The sequence below is a fragment of the Streptomyces sp. NPDC006872 genome (genome assembly GCF_040635845.1).
GTDB lineage: Bacteria > Actinomycetota > Actinomycetes > Streptomycetales > Streptomycetaceae > Streptomyces.
Map to the genome: position 1 here is coordinate 233,655 of NZ_JBEYIL010000008.1, position 14,143 is coordinate 247,797.

A 14,143-nucleotide genomic window follows, 5' to 3' on the forward strand; every position below is an offset into this window, starting at 1 on the left:
CGTCGCGCCGTCACGACCAGGGTGGGCGGTCCTCGTCGAGCGCTTGGCGCATCAGCAGGACCGCCTCCAGGCGGTTGCGCACGGACAGTTTCGTCAGCGCATGAGACACATGGCTCTTCACGGTCGCCGGGGTGACCTTCAGCCGCCGGGCCGCCTCGCGAGTGGACATGCCCTCCGCGAGCACCGTGAGCACCTCACGCTCGCGTTCGGTCAGAGAGCGCAGACGCAGGCCGACCGACCGGTCGCCGCGCGGGCGCGCGGGAGCGGTCGTGCTCGCGCGACCCGCCGGCGGGCACAGGCCCACCAACTCCGGCGACACCACGACGTATCCGGCGGCCACCGCCCGCACCGCGGCCGCGAGTCGGCCGATCGCGGGGTCCTTGACCAGTACCCCCGCGCAGCCCGCGGCCAGCGCGTCCCCGACGGTGCGCGCCGTCCACCGCGTGTCGAGGAGCAGGACGCGCACCCCCTTGTGCACCAGGCCGGGCACGAGGGAGGCCGGCCGGGGCCGGAAGGCGTCGGCGAGCACGACGACGTCCACGCCGTCCAGGGGCCAGCGGTGCAGCGGCCGGCCGCTGTCGGCGGCGCCCAGCACCCTGATCCGGTCGGCCCCGTCCAATGCCCCCGCCAGGACGTGCCGGGACACCGGATCGGCGTCGGCGAGCAGGACGCTGACGTCGGAGGCCTCCGGCTCGTACAGCAGGACGCGGCCGTTCTCGGTGCTTCGCACGGTCATCTCCACGCGCTGTCCCCTTTCTCACTGCGCCGCCTGCGCCACGGACAAGCGGACCGGGGCCGGCGTTCGGCCGGCCCCGGTCCGGGCCTCGCTCAGGCGGCGGCGGGCTGCCGTGCCGTCAGTTCGCGGGCCAGGCGGGCCTTGACGACGGAGATGTCCTCGCAGTCGCCGCCGGTGCGCTCGGCGATGTGCGTCCGGTAGAGCCCCGCCAGGTCCTCCTCGCTCACGGCGATCCCCAGCTCGTCGAGGATGTGCCGCAGCACGGCCCGACCCGAGTGCCGTCCGATCAGCAGGGAACGCTCACGGCCGAAGCGGGCGGGCTCCACGTATTCGTACGTCGCCGGGTTGCGCAGCATGCCCTGCTGGTGGATGCCGGCCGCCGTGCCGAAGGCGTAGGTGCCGAAGATCGCCTTGTTGCGGGGTTCCTCCAGTCCGATCGCCGCGCGCAGCGCGGTGTAGGCCTCGTACATCCCGGCCACGTCGATGTCGGTGTGCAGGCCGAGCAGATCGCCCTTGTAGGTCAGCAGCGCGGCCACTTCCTCGAGCGGGGTGTTGCCCGCGCGTTCACCGACGCCGCCGAGCGTGACCTGCACCTCGTCGGCGCCGGCAGCCAGGCCCGCGACGGCGTTGGCGAGGGAGAGCCCGAAGTCGTCGTGGCAGTGGGTGGCGACCCGAACCCCGTCGGGGAGCCAGGAGCGGAACTCGGTGATCAGCGCCCCGTACTCCTGGGGGAGGTGGCATCCGGAGGTGTCGGCGACGGCGAAGCACACGGCACCCGCCTCGACGGCGCCCAGGGCGATGGCGCGCAGCAGGTCCAGTTCGCCGCGGCTGGCGTCCTCGATGCCGACGGACACCTCCTCGACGCCGAGGGCGTAGGCGTGGGCGACGGTGTCGGCGACCTCGTGGACGGCCCTGTCGCGGCTGATGCCCCGTTTGTGGGCGAGGTGCAGGTCGCTGCCGGTGGCCATGACCTGCACCTGGTGGCGCTCGGTGCCGCCCGCATCGACGGCCGTGTCCACGTCGGACCGTACGGCCCGGCAGAACGTGGTGAAACGCGCGGAGGTCAGGTTCCGGGAAATGAGCCGGGTGGCCTGGAACTCGCTGGGCGAGGAGGCGGGGAACCCGGATTCGATGTAATCCACACCGAGCGCTTCTATGCGCAGCGCTATTTCGAGTTTCTGACGTGGGGTCATCGCGTTTCCGGGTGCCTGCTCACCGTCACGGAGGGTGGTGTCGAAAATAGACACCCGGCGTGATTCCCTTTTCACTGACATCGTGTCCTCTTCCTCGCCCGATGCTGCTCACGCAGCGCAACACCGGTGAGGCTAGGCGGAGTCGGCGCCGTTGGAGGCCGGTTGCGCTGGCCTCTGGAGGCCATGACCCGTTTGAGTCGTGCAGGCCGCCGGGAATCACCGGAACGGTGGCCCGTGGCCGGTTCGGGCCACGTCACTTCTGGGTCAGCTCCACCGCTTGCCGGGGGGTGGAGGTGGAATGCGAAAGTTTTGTCGAAGGCGCTGCAACGCGTCCGGACTTCTCGAACGAAGGGGCATCCCCGATGCGTAATTCCATGGCCGAACCGACTGCCTTTGCCATCCGTTGCCTCAGCGACGACGATCTGATCTGGGGTTGAGGAGCGGCCCGCGGGTGAGGGCCTATCCCCACAGCGCAGGGGAGGGCGGGACCAGCATCCCGCCCTCCCCTTGCAGTGTCGGAGCGCCCGCTCCGGAGGCATCCAGCCACCGCGGCAGGGTGACGTGGTCGGCGCCCGGCGCCGCGTGCAGCGCGGGCGCGCAGGACAGAGCGGTCGCCGGGGGCGAGTCGAGCAGCACCGCAAGGCCCCGCTGACCGGCCTGTTCCATGATGCCCAGGGCCGCCGTCAGGCCGCCCACGGCGTCGAGTGAGAGGTTGATGCCGTCGTAGCGGTCCCCGAGGCGCCCCAGGTCGGTGCTCTGCTCGTAGGTCAGGTCGGCGATGATCGGGAAGGGGCGGGGCAGTGCGGCGAGAGCCGCGGACTGGGCCTGCGGCAGCGGCTGTTCGAGCATGCGTACGCCGTGGGCGTGGAGGATCGGCAGCATCACGTGGAGCCGGCCGGCGTCCCAGGCCCCGTCGGCGTCGACCATCAGCCAGGCGTCGGGCCGCAGCCGGCGTACGGCGGTCAGCCGGGCGAGGTCGTCGGCGAGGTCGCCCGCGCCGAGCTTGAGCTTGAGGGAGACGAAGTCCTCACCGTCCTTCAGCTCCTGCTCCAGCAGCTCGGTCGCCACCGGGGAAACCGTGCGGACGGCGGGCACCGGTCGTGGCGGCGGCATGCCCAGCAGCTCCCACGCGCGCTGTCCGCTGCGCTTGGCGAGCAGATCCCACAGGGCGGAGTCGAGGGCGCTGCACAGGGGGCCCGGCGACAGCAGCCCGGGCAGTTGGACGGGGCTGATCATCCGCTCCAGGCCGTCCCTGACGGAGGCGAACTGGTCGCGCAGGACGTCCGGTCCGTGTGCGTCCAGCGCGGGCTGGAGGGCCGCCTCGCCTTGTCCGGTGCTGCCCGCGTTGCGCACGGTCACCCGCAGTACGGCCCACCCGCCCGCGCCCGGTTCGGCACCCGCGGGAGACAGCCTGGCGGGCAGGACGGCACACCGGACCTGCATCGGGGTGCCCGTAAGGGATCGGAGGAGTGCGGGGTCGAACACGAGGGCTCCTGACTCGCGGGCGTTCAGCCGGAACCCCATCGTGTGAGCGGCAGCGGTGGGCCGCCAGACAGCAGGCGCGGCACCCTGCGGCGTGGCCGGTAGCGGACAGGGCGGCCCGGGCAGGGTGCGGAGCCGCGCGGCGCGGCGCGGTGCAGCACAGGAGTGAGCGGCGCGGGCCGAGTGGAGGTCGCCTGATCGGTGCCGGTGAGCGGGGTGATGGGGGTCCCCCCGCTCGAGCGCAGCCGAGAGTGGGGGGAGTCGGCAACCGACGACAACGCCGCTGGGGGTGCCCCTCCGGGGGTGGGGGGGCGCCCCCTCTGGGGGAGCGTGCCACACCCCGCGTCTCCGCCGTGATCGACCGGACAGGTCCTAGTCGAGAAGTCCCGTCCGCGCGGCCGTGACCCCTGCCTGGAAGCGGCTCTCCACGCCGAGCTGGGCCATCAGGTCGGCCATCACGCGACGCAACGTCCGTACGGAGACGCCGAGTTCACGGGCGATGGATTCATCCTTGCGTCCGGTGGACATCAGCCGCAGCACGCACAGCTGCTGGGAGGTGAGCCCGGATTCCTCGCCGGCGCCGGTGTCCTCCAGAGGCACCGAGGAGGCCCAGCACATCTCGAAGACCTTGACCAGCAGGGCGGTGACGGCCTCGCCGCGCAGCACCATCATGGCGTTGCCGGCGTTGGTGTGGAGCGCGGGTACCAGGGCCTGCACCCGGTCGACCAGGATGAAACGGAACGGCACGATGTTGGCGATCCGGACCTGGGCGCCCGCGGAGCTCAGGTCCTGCAGATGGTTCATCGAGTGGACGATGCGGGTCATCGGCCGCAGATGGATGCTGCGCATGGTCACACCGCGTTCCAGGACCTGCATGTCGCGCCGCAGCCCCTCGGCGAGCACCTCCGAGGGCCGGACGGGACCGGGGTGCATGCTCAGGATCTCCGAGGTCGCGATGTCGGCGGTGTCGCCGAGCACTCGTGCGATCCGGTCGGCGCCGGTGATCACTTCGTCGCTGAGCGTGCCGCTGCGGGCGATGTGCAGCGGCAGGAACACGTCGCGCATCGCGTGGATCTGCTCGCGGGTGCGGCGGATCTGGTCGGCCAGGCGGGCGGTGGCCTCCTCCTCGGCGGTGAGCAGCCGCAGCAGCGCGGCCTCGGGAGCGGTGGCCTTGGCGGTCGGTTCGCCGTCGGACGATTCGACGAGCAGGCCCAGGCCGATCAGTTGGCCGCGGGCGTGCTCGATCTCGTCGACGGTGGTGTCGAGTTGCTCGCAGGCGCTGCGGACGGTCCAGTCGCTGCGGGCCGAGGCGTACTGGAAGAGTCTCAGGGCCTGCGGCCCGATGCTCGGTGCGCTCATGTCCGTCTGCTGCCTTCCTACAACGGATGTACTGGGTCCGGGGATGCCGATGGCGGGTCGTCGTCTCTGCTCCTGGCCAACAAAAAACCCTCCCGAAGGTATGTTTTTCTCACGTGTCCCGCCCCGGACGGCCCTCGGCCGACCGGGGAGGGAACGACTCAGCTCACTTGCAGCAGCGCACTCCGCTCGAAGCGCGGACCCGTCCGGGTGCCGACGAAGTACCAGCCCTGCGCCATGCCCCGGGCAGCGAGGACCGGGTCGTCGCCGACCACCACGGGATGGCCCACCAGGGACAGCATCGGCAGATCGCTTTCATGGTCGCCGTAGGCCCAGCAGTCCCGCGCACGGACGCCGAGCCGGCGGATGAGGGCAGCCGCGGCGTCCTGCTTGGCCGCTCCGATCATCGGTCGGCGGACCTCACCGGTCAGCACCCCGGCGGCGTCGGCGAGTTGCTCGGTGGCCAGCACATGGAGCACGCCGAGGTCCTCGGCGACCGGCCGGGCCAGAGCCACCCCCGAGCCGGTCACCAGGGCGACCTCGTCACCCTCGCTCTGATGGCGGCGCAGGGCGTCCAGGGTCTCGGTCAGATAGGCGTGCGGACCGCTCCTGAACCGGGCGTACCACTGGCGGGCCGCCTCGTCGAACGACGAGCGGCGCGCTCCGGCGAAATGCGCGAAGTAGGCGCGGTTCAGCGTCTCCCGGTCGGCGCCGGCGGTGCGCAGGACGCCCGGCGTCCGCCCCTCCCCCACGAGCCGCGCGGCATGCGCATGCCAGAACTCGAGCAGGGTCCTGCCCGCGAGCAGGGTCTCGTCCACGTCGAAGAAGGCGATGCGCCGGGTCATCGGGCCTCCTCCCCCGCTCGCGCCGCCAGCAGAGCGTTGGCGTAACTGGTCGCCGCCGAACTGAAGTTGAGGGTGCCGTGGGTGCGTGCCGCGGTGATGTCGCGCCAGCGGCGCTGGAGTGCGTCGTCCTCCTCCAGTGCGCGCAGCCCCGCCGTATGGAAGAGCTCGTCGACGGCCGTGCCGCACAGCTCCACGGCCACGGTGACGTCCCGCTGGTTCTCGGCGACGAGAACGGGCGTCACGGGCGCATGGTCGGCGCGCTGCGCGACCCGCTCGAGGAGCAGTCGCGCGGCCTGGATATGAGCCGACGCCCTGGCCAGCACCAGCGGCTGGACGGCGGTGCCGCCGCCGGGGCGCGCTCGCCGGGTCTGCGTCTCCCACCAGGTGCGCAGCGCTCCCTCGGCGACTCCGAGCACCGGCGCCGCGAAGATGAGGGCGGCCACCAGGGAGAACGGCACGGTGTGGCAGCGGGCGGCGTGCGGCTGGACACGCCCGAGGTCGCTCAGCGTGAAGGTGAGGTGGTCGGGGACCAGGACGTCGCCCTCCACGGTGTTGCTGCCGGTGCCGCGCAGTCCCACGGGGCGCCAGGTGTGCAGCACCTCCATCTCCGAGCGCCGCACGGCGAAGATCCGGTGCTCCCGCGTCTCGCCCGCAGGGTCGCCGTGCTGCGCGACCCAGGAGGCGAGCAGCATCCACTCTGCCTGGTCGACACCGCTGGCCGTGGCCCACCTGCCGGTCAGCCGCCAGCCGCCGTCCACGCGGACGGCGCTGCCCTGCGGCGGCACGACGGACGCGGCCACCCGCACATCGGGACCCTCGCCCCAGATCTCGCGCTGTCCGGCCTCGGGGAGATAGCCGGCGAGCCTGCCGTGTGCCGCGTACAGCGCGGCGCACCAGGCGGTGGACGCGCAGGTCTCGGCCAGCTCGGAGACCGCGTCCAGGAGTGCGGTGAAGGTGCCGGCGCCGCCGTTCCAGCGCTCGGGCACGAAGTGCCGGGCGAATCCGTTCTCGACCAGGGAGTCGGCCAGCCGGTCGGTGAGCCGGCACGTCTCGTCCAGGACGATGCGGTCCTCGCGGGCGGTGTCCAGCGTCTTGCCCAGGTCACTCAGCACGCGGCAGCACCGACCCCGGCGAGGAGGCCGCCGAGCGGGGAGGCGGTGGCGCGGGCGGCCAGCGCGGTGACCAGGGTGCGCGTGCCCTGGCGGGCCGCGAGCAGGTAGGCCCCGGCACCCTCGGGCTCAGCGGTGATGACGACGGGCTGCCCGAGTTCGCCGAACGAGAGGAACGACGCCTGCAGGGAGTTGATGGCCCAGGCGCCCGGGGTGTCCTGGGCGGCGCGGACGCGGACGGCCTGCCGGAACCCCTCGACGATCACCATCCCCGGGATGTGGTCACTGGCGTGGTCGAAGAGGGCGGGGTGCCCGGTGTCCGGTCTGAGCTGCCATCCGGCCGACGCGTCACCCAGGCTCGCGAGCAGCACGGCGTCGTCGCGGTCCCGGCCGACGGCGGCCGGCGAAAGGGTCCGCGCCTCGACGGTGAGGTCGGTGACGTCGAAGGGGGCCGCCGCGGCGGCGCTGCGGCTGCGCACGAGGGCGTAGTGCGCGGGCGGGAGCGCGTCCCAGCGCATGCTCGCCCGGCCCACCGTGCGGCCGTCGATCAGGAGGTCCGCCTCGGACGTCAGACGGAAGCGTCGCGGGCTGCCGGGCACGCGGCGCAAGGTGACGTGGAAGGAGACGTCGGCCCCGTCGCCGCTGTCGCGCAGCGGCGCGTCGAGGTGGAAGTCGAAGCCGTGCAGGACGAACATGTGGTCCGCCGGGACACCGTGGAAGCGGTGCGAGAGGCAGATCCCCGCCTGACGCATCGTCTCGACGACGACCAGGGAGTCCCGGGTCCCGTCGGCGGCGCGGTGGTGCAGGAGATGGTCGTGCGGCCAGCGCGCGAGGACCTCGAAACGATCCCCGCCCAGCGGATGAACGGCCGATAACAGGACTTCCCCGTCCGCGGCCTTGTGTACCAGAGTGCGCGGAACATGCGCATCGGCACAGTGCCTGGCGGTCGTGTCGCCGGGCGCTATGTCGGTGTCATACATGATTTTCCCCCTCCGGAAGCGGCTATACCGCAAAAGCAGTGACCTTGCGTGGTGGTCGGTCACCGGCTGTTCGGTGAAAAATATACCTCCGGGAAGGTATATTGCAACGGGGGGCTGGAGACGAACGGCGAGCGGAGACATCATGGAACTGAAGAAGAGTCGGGCCACGTTCCCGGTACCCGAGCGCAGCGCGGGGAGCATCGCCCTTCACGGCCGCAGCCCGGAGTTGCAGCAGGAACGGGCCGCGCACACCCGCCAGCAGATCCTGGACGCTGCCGCGCAGCTCTTCGACGAGCGCGGGTACGGCAAGACGTCCGTCAAGGACGTCGCCGACCACGTGGGGATGACCAAGGGGGCGGTCTACTTCCACTACCCCACCAAGGAAGCGCTCACGATCGCGGTCGTCGAGGCGCACTACAACCGCTGGCCCGCGCTCCTCGAAGCCGCCCAGGCCAAGGGGCTCGGCCCGTTGGACACCGTGGGGGAACTGCTCGACCAGACCGCGGAGGCCTTCCAGGACGACGTGGTCGTACAGGGCGGGGCACGGCTGCAGATGGAGCAGCCCCTGCCGGAGGGCCTGTTGCCGCAGCCGTACGTCGGCTGGATCAGCCTGCTGACGGAGCTGCTGGTGGAGGCGGCGGAGGCCGGGGAGCTGCGCGAGGGGGTCTCACCCTCCGCTGCGGCCCACACGCTGGTCTCCGCGTTCTTCGGCACCCAGCACATCTCCGCGCGGCTGAGCCGTCGCGCTGACCTCGTGCAGCGCTGGTCCGACGCCCGGGACCTGATTTTCTCAGCCTTGCGGCCGTAGGACCGCCCGGCCCCTCCCCTCCCGGGAGAGGTCACAACAGGGGCCGAATCACTCCGGCGAGCGCCCCTACGACGACACTGGCCCGGCTCACCGTCCATGAACGGCGCGCCCCCCGAGCCGGGCCCCGGGGATGCCACGGCTGCTCCCCCGGGGCCCGTAGGTGTGTGCCGACTCGGGGTCAGATCTCTCCGCCCACCGTGGCGGTGAGCCACTCGGCGGCTTCGGCATCGGTCAGAAGCAACGCTGCCTCTGGCGGGCGGTGCCGTGGATGCCGGAGAGGTCGGCGCAGGACGACGCCCGGACGCTGCGTATAGCGCCGCAGATCGCAGCCGACGGCAGCCAGCCGCAGGAGCTGACACGGGCCAGGAGTTCGCACTACTCGACCTTCGACCTGGTGGCCTACACACGGCTCGCCGCCCTCGGCCGGCACATCGGTGTGAATCCGTGGGCGTACCGGGGCCCGGACGGGCAGAGCCTGTTCAAGGCGGTCGACTACCTGTTGCCCGCCGCCACGGCAGCCGTCGTCCGGCCGCATCAGGAGCTCGAGTTCCGCAGGTACGCGGCGACCGATGCCGTCCACGCCGCCGCCGATGCCGGGGACGCGCGGGCGCGAAGGGCGGTTCCGCTGCTGGAGGCGCCGCCGGGCGGTGACCTGTCGGCGCTGCGTCCGGCGGCGGAGCAGTTGGACTCCATCGCGGGCTGATCGGCGTCTGCCCGGTTCAGAGGGCATCCCCGCGGTGGCCGTCGGACGACGGTGGGTGTCAGACCGTGGACAGGTCGATCGCCCGGTCGACGTCCTGCGGTCGGAGCACGCGCAGGATGCCCTCGAGCAGGTAGTAGTCGGCATAGGGAAGGGAGATCTCGATCCCGTCCTCGTTCGGCCGGTTGCGAGTGCAGCGGGCCACGACCGCGTCGGCGCGGGCGGAGTTCGTCGTCAGGCAGGTCTCCGCCAGCGCGGTGAGCAGTCGTAGCCCCACCTCGCGATACGAGCGCCTGCCGGTGGCCTCGGCCAGGTCGAGCAGACCGCACGCCATGATCGCGCCGGCCGACGCGTCCTTGATGTCGTGGGGCTGTTGCGGAGCCCGGTAGTCCCACACCGGAACATGGTCCGGAGTCAGGGATCGCACCGCGAAGTCCGCGAGGCCGCGTGCGGTGGCCAGGAACTCCCCGTTCCCGGTCCGCCGGTACATCGTCGTGAACCCGTAGACCCCCCACGCCTGCCCACGCGACCAGCACGACGTCGGGCTGTACCCCTGCACGGTGTTCGGGCCGAGGGGCGCGCCGGTGTCCGGGTCGAAGTCGAAGACGTGCGGGGTCGATCCATCCGGGCGCGGGAACACACGCTGTGCGGTCTTCGTGTGTTCCACGGCGATGTCCAGGTACTTCGCGTCGCCGGTCTGCCGGCTCGCGAACGCGAGCAGATCGAGATTCATCATCGTGTCGATGATGACCCGGCCCGCGTTGCGCTGATCGGTCAGTGCGCCCCACGCCCGGATGAAGCGTCCGCGCGGGTTGTACCGCTGGATCAGGGAGTCGGCGGCCCGTACCGCGCCCGCCCGCCAGACGTCGTCGCCGGTCAGTCGCCAGGCGGTGACCCACGACGGGTAGAAGAGGAAGCCGAGGTCGTGTGTGCCGGTGTCGTACTGACGCGGGGCCAGCTTCTCCGCCGACGCCAGTGCCCAGGTGCGAAACGCCTCGTCCTCGGTGTGCAGCCACGCCATCCACAGCGTCCCCGGCCAGAACCCGCCGACCCAGTCGCCGTTCTGCGAGTAGACCCACTTCTCGAACTTCGTGCCGACCGGGAAGGCGCTCACGCCGGGCGCGACGGCGGCGACCTTTTCGACGGCGTAGTCCGCCGCCGCGCGGAGCGTCCGCAGGGCGGGGGCGGGAATCCGGTCGTCGGTCGCGCCCACCGCCGGCGTCGAAGAGCCGCCTACGACTGTTGCGGCGCCGGCCGCGGTGGCCAGCACAGCACGTCGGGAAACACTCATGCCTACGCCTCCAACTGAGCAGCAGGAGAAAGGAGTTGACCGAGCGTTACACAGGGAAGTCGGCGATGTACACCCATGTGAGTCATGTTCATCACCATGAACGCGCTTCGCGCTCACACCCCGACCGACAGCCGAGCCGCGCCGCATGTCAGTGAAAGGCGCCGACATTCTCCGCGGCCCACTGGCGGAACGGCCTGGCCGGGGCGCCGGTGATCCGCGTGACCGTGTCGCGCACCGTCAGCAGTTCGTCGTTGACGTCTCCGCCCATGACGTCGAGCACCGCGTCCGCGGCCTCGGGGCCGAAGACCGCGGCCATCCGGGCGTGGGCCTCCTGTCGGCCGATCTCGGCGAAAGGAACCTCCCGCCCGAGCGCTGCCGCGATGGCCTCGACCTGCTGTCGGGGTGTCACCGGCTCCGGGCCGGTCAGGGCGTACGTCCGCCCCCGATGACGGGACTCGGTCAGCGTCACCCGGGCCACCGACGCGATGTCCGCGGGGTGGATCGTGGGCAGTCCGACGTCCGCGTACGGTGCGCGGACCGTCCCGTGGTCGCGGATCGACGCCGCCCACATCAGGGCGTTCGAGGCGAACTGTGTCGGCCGCAGGATCGTCCAGGCCATGCCGCTGTCCTTGAGCAGCCGCTCGACCGCCAGGTTCTCGGCCGCGGGGCCGAGATGCGCATGGGTATGGGCGGTGATGGACGACACCAGCACCACGTGCTCCACGCCCGCCCGCCGAGCAGCCTCGATGATGTCGGCATCCGGGCCCAGACGCGACACGAGGAACAGCGAGCGCACCCCGTCCAACGCGGGCGTCAGCGACTCCGGCTCCGCGAAGTCGCCTTCGGCCGCTTCGACCCCTTCGGGGAACGCGGCCCGCGCCGCGTCCCGGGTGAACCCTCTCAGCGGCGGGGCACCAAATGCGTGCAGTTCCTTCAGCAGTGCACTTCCGATGTTCCCGGTGGCTCCGGTCACGAGGATCACGAGCGCGTTCTCCCGTCGTCAGATGATCAACCGACGGAAACGCTAGAAGCTCAATCGCACTTCAGGTCAAGACGATCCCTGCCTGCGGCTGCCTGCGCCGAGGGGGACGGTCAGCAGGACCAGGCCCACGGCGAGGACGGCCAGCCCGCACCAGGAGGCCGCCGGCAAGCGCTCATCGAGGACCGTGACGCCCAGGACCGCCGCGACGGCGGGCTCGGCCAGGGTCAGCGAGGTGGCCGTCGACGCCGGGGTGCGGCGCAGTCCGTGCCCGAAGAGGCGGTAGGCCAGGTAGACGGTGAACAGGGCGAGATACCCGGCCACCGCGGCCCCTCGCGTGGTGGTGAGCCAGTCCGTGTCGACGAACAGGACGAGCGGCAGGACGAGCAGCCCGGCCGCACCGAACAGCACGCCCATCACCGCGCCGGAAGGATGCCCGCCGGTGATGAGCCGGCCGCCGATCAGCGAGTAGGCGGCGTACGACAGTCCGGCGCAGGCGGCGAGCGCGACGCCTGTCGGGTCGATCGGCGCGGCGTGCCCGCTGAGCTGGGGGCCCAGGACGAGAAGGGTGCAGCCCAGCACGGCGGCCGCCGTGGCCGCGGTCCACCGTGCGGTCGGCCGGGCCTGTCCGGTGATCCAGGACAGCAGTCCGGCGAAGACCGGCGCGCTGCCCAGCGCGATCACGGTGGCCACCGCCACACCCGTGCGGGCCACCGCCGGGTAGAACGTGACCGGATAGCCGGCCACCGCAAGCGCACCGAGGACGAGCAGCCACCGCTCGGGGCGTGTGCAGGCGGCGGGCAGCGAGCGCGCGCCGCGGGAGGTGAGGAACAGCAGGATGCCGCCGAGGGCGAGACCGGCGCAGCCGATGGCCGCCGCCGGGGCCCCGGCCGGCGCCAGCGAACCGGCGGTCCCGGTGGTCCCCCACAGCACGGCCGAGGCGAGGATGGGCGTGGGACCGCCGAGGAGTCGGGAGGTGCGAGAAGGGCGCGTGCCGGGGGTGGCCGGGCGCGTGGGAGTCGGAGGGGTGGTGCGGTTCGGCACAGTCGTGATCTTCCGTCGTCGAATGCGTCTGCGTCAGGGACTCGATCCGAAACGGGCGCGCACAACGACGGCCCCTGACCGCCCTGGGGGTCGGTCGGGGCCGGGGATCAGACCGTCGGTGTCGGCGCCCGGTCAGGCGCAGAGCGGCGGCAGAACGACGTGCCAGTAGCTGTTCATGCCGCGATGCTACCTGCCGGGCGACACAGGCGAGCGCGTCAGGCGGGAGAGTTCCCCTCGCCGGAAGCCTGCTCGTGTCCTGCGAACGCGGTGAACAGGCCGTGGGGTGAGTCGTCGCCGTACATGAGCCGGTAGAGCTCGGCGCCTTCGGTGGCGACCTCGGCGCTGCGGGGGAACATGGCCTTCTCGTACTCGGTGAGGGCGGCCTCGACGTCGTCGGGGTGCGCGGCGAGGGCCTTGCCGAGTTCGGCGCCGTCGTACATGGCCAGGTTGGCGCCTTCGCCGTCCGGGGGTGACAGGTGGGCGGCGTCGCCGAGCAGGGTCACGCCCGGCGCCCGGTCCCACCGGTGCCCGATCGGCAGGCGGTTGAGGGGGCGCAGGACAGGTGCGGTGTCGCCGTCGGTGATCAGCGCGGTGAGCTCAGGCGCCCAGCCGTCGAACTGCTGCGCGATCCGCGCGGCGGCCGCGGCGGCATCGGTGAAGTCGACGCCGGCGAACCAGTCCTGCGGCTTGGCGAGCATCACGTAGGTGTGGAGGGTGCTGCCGCTCTCCCGGTGACACACGATGCCCTTCCCCGGCGCGAGCGCGAGCAGCGACCCGCCGCCGACCGTCTTCACCGCCGCGGGATGCCGGGTGTCGCCGTCGAGCAGATAGGTCTCGACGGACGAGATGCCGGTGTACTCGGGTGTGGCGGCGGAGAGCAGTGGCCGAACCTTCGACCACGCGCCGTCCGCGCCGACGAGCAGGCTCGTGACGACGGTGCCGCCCTCGGCGAACGTGACCTCGTGGCGGCCCTCGCCGAGCGCACGGACACCGCTGACCTTGTGGCCCCATCGGACGGCGTCGGCCGGGAGCGAGTCGAGCAGCATCTGTCGCAGCTCGCCGCGCTGCACCTCGGGGCGTCCGCCCGTGCCGTCGTCGGGCTGGTCGAGCAGGACGGTCCCGTCCCGGTCGAGGAAGCGGGTCGCCTCGCGGCCCTCCAGGACGAGGCCGCGGAACTCGTCGATCAGGCCTGCCGCTTGGAGGGCCGGTTGGCCGTTGTAGTCGTGGATGTCGAGCATCCCGCCCTGCGAACGCGCCGTCGGCGAGGGCTCCGCCTCGTAGACCGTGGCGGGGATTCCGTGGACGTGCAGGACACGGGCGAGGGTCAGTCCCCCGAGTCCGGCGCCGATGATCGTGACGTCAGTGGTCATGGTGATTCCTTGCGCGTCGCACGCCTGCCGGATGGGCACTCGGCAGGTCGTCCCCACAACGTGCCGGGCCCCGCCGACAAGCCGCCGACATCGGACCGACAGCTCCCGACGGCACCCGACAGCCGACGGACACCGCGGCTCCGAGGTCTCCGAGGCCGACGATCAGGGGTCCGCGATGTCGAGGGTGACCTTCGACAGTGGGCAGCCCACGCACGTCAGCACGTAGCCGTCGGCTCTCTGTCCCGGTGTG

12 protein-coding genes and 1 pseudogene are annotated in these 14,143 nt (G+C 71.9%); 2 read left to right on the forward strand and 11 right to left on the reverse strand.

Features of this window, described 5'->3' with window-relative positions:
• Nucleotides 1-10 precede the first annotated feature (10 nt).
• The 7 genes from ABZ725_RS24705 to ABZ725_RS24735 form a co-directional block, all read right to left on the reverse strand.
• Complete coding sequence (locus ABZ725_RS24705) at nucleotides 11-730, reverse strand: response regulator transcription factor (RefSeq protein ID WP_358804744.1); 720 nt, start codon at nucleotides 728-730, stop codon at nucleotides 11-13.
• 98 nt (nucleotides 731-828) lie between these two features.
• A complete protein-coding gene (locus ABZ725_RS24710) occupies nucleotides 829-1,983 on the reverse strand; it encodes a pyruvate carboxyltransferase (protein ID WP_358804745.1) in 1,155 nt (384 codons plus the stop codon).
• Between the two features lie 405 nt (nucleotides 1,984-2,388).
• Complete coding sequence (locus tag ABZ725_RS24715) at nucleotides 2,389-3,414, reverse strand: enolase C-terminal domain-like protein (RefSeq protein ID WP_358804746.1); 1,026 nt, start codon at nucleotides 3,412-3,414, stop codon at nucleotides 2,389-2,391.
• Between the two features lie 369 nt (nucleotides 3,415-3,783).
• Nucleotides 3,784-4,770, reverse strand: coding sequence for a LuxR C-terminal-related transcriptional regulator (locus ABZ725_RS24720; RefSeq protein ID WP_358804747.1), 987 nt, complete (start codon nucleotides 4,768-4,770; stop codon nucleotides 3,784-3,786).
• Nucleotides 4,771-4,928: 158 nt separating this feature from the next.
• Nucleotides 4,929-5,612, reverse strand: coding sequence for an HAD-IB family hydrolase (locus tag ABZ725_RS24725; RefSeq protein WP_358804748.1), 684 nt, complete (start codon nucleotides 5,610-5,612; stop codon nucleotides 4,929-4,931).
• Nucleotides 5,609-6,724 carry an acyl-CoA dehydrogenase family protein gene (locus ABZ725_RS24730; protein WP_358804749.1) on the reverse strand — a complete coding sequence of 372 codons (1,116 nt, stop codon included), beginning with the start codon at nucleotides 6,722-6,724 and terminating at the stop codon, nucleotides 5,609-5,611. Before ABZ725_RS24730 ends, ABZ725_RS24725 begins: the two co-directional genes overlap by 4 nt.
• Nucleotides 6,718-7,701, reverse strand: a complete 984-nt coding sequence (locus ABZ725_RS24735; protein WP_358804750.1) for a ScbA/BarX family gamma-butyrolactone biosynthesis protein — start codon at nucleotides 7,699-7,701, stop codon at nucleotides 6,718-6,720. Before ABZ725_RS24735 ends, ABZ725_RS24730 begins: the two co-directional genes overlap by 7 nt.
• A 142-nt stretch (nucleotides 7,702-7,843) precedes the next feature.
• Between ABZ725_RS24735 and ABZ725_RS24740 the strand changes: the two genes are divergently transcribed.
• The gene (locus tag ABZ725_RS24740; protein WP_358804751.1) at nucleotides 7,844-8,509 is read left to right on the forward strand and encodes a ScbR family autoregulator-binding transcription factor; all 666 of its coding nucleotides are present in this window, start codon (nucleotides 7,844-7,846) and stop codon (nucleotides 8,507-8,509) included.
• Between the two features lie 292 nt (nucleotides 8,510-8,801).
• Nucleotides 8,802-9,212, forward strand: a pseudogene (locus tag ABZ725_RS24745) (alginate lyase family protein); the annotation flags it as partial.
• 58 nt (nucleotides 9,213-9,270) lie between these two features.
• On the opposite strand, the gene ABZ725_RS24750 reads toward ABZ725_RS24745, so the two are convergent.
• The 4 genes from ABZ725_RS24750 to ABZ725_RS24765 form a co-directional block, all read right to left on the reverse strand.
• The gene (locus tag ABZ725_RS24750; RefSeq protein ID WP_358804752.1) at nucleotides 9,271-10,500 is read right to left on the reverse strand and encodes a glycoside hydrolase family 88 protein; all 1,230 of its coding nucleotides are present in this window, start codon (nucleotides 10,498-10,500) and stop codon (nucleotides 9,271-9,273) included.
• Between the two features lie 148 nt (nucleotides 10,501-10,648).
• Nucleotides 10,649-11,482: an NAD(P)H-binding protein gene (locus ABZ725_RS24755; RefSeq protein ID WP_358804753.1), complete on the reverse strand. Its 834-nt coding sequence runs from the start codon at nucleotides 11,480-11,482 to the stop codon at nucleotides 10,649-10,651.
• Between the two features lie 66 nt (nucleotides 11,483-11,548).
• Complete coding sequence (locus ABZ725_RS24760; protein WP_358804754.1) at nucleotides 11,549-12,523, reverse strand: EamA family transporter; 975 nt, start codon at nucleotides 12,521-12,523, stop codon at nucleotides 11,549-11,551.
• Nucleotides 12,524-12,738: 215 nt separating this feature from the next.
• The gene (locus tag ABZ725_RS24765; RefSeq protein ID WP_358804755.1) at nucleotides 12,739-13,893 is read right to left on the reverse strand and encodes an NAD(P)/FAD-dependent oxidoreductase; all 1,155 of its coding nucleotides are present in this window, start codon (nucleotides 13,891-13,893) and stop codon (nucleotides 12,739-12,741) included.
• Nucleotides 13,894-14,143 lie beyond the last annotated feature (250 nt).

Excerpts from the sequence above, each read along its gene's own strand:
- ABZ725_RS24720 (WP_358804747.1), bottom strand. The coding sequence starts at position 4,770 with ATGAGCGCACCGAGCATCGGGCCGCAGGCCCTGAGACTCTTCCAGTAC.
- ABZ725_RS24725 (WP_358804748.1), bottom strand. The coding sequence starts at position 5,612 with ATGACCCGGCGCATCGCCTTCTTCGACGTGGACGAGACCCTGCTCGCG.
- ABZ725_RS24735 (WP_358804750.1), bottom strand. The coding sequence starts at position 7,701 with ATGTATGACACCGACATAGCGCCCGGCGACACGACCGCCAGGCACTGT.
- ABZ725_RS24740 (WP_358804751.1), top strand. The coding sequence starts at position 7,844 with ATGGAACTGAAGAAGAGTCGGGCCACGTTCCCGGTACCCGAGCGCAGC.
- ABZ725_RS24750 (WP_358804752.1), bottom strand. The coding sequence starts at position 10,500 with ATGAGTGTTTCCCGACGTGCTGTGCTGGCCACCGCGGCCGGCGCCGCA.
- ABZ725_RS24765 (WP_358804755.1), bottom strand. The coding sequence starts at position 13,893 with ATGACCACTGACGTCACGATCATCGGCGCCGGACTCGGGGGACTGACC.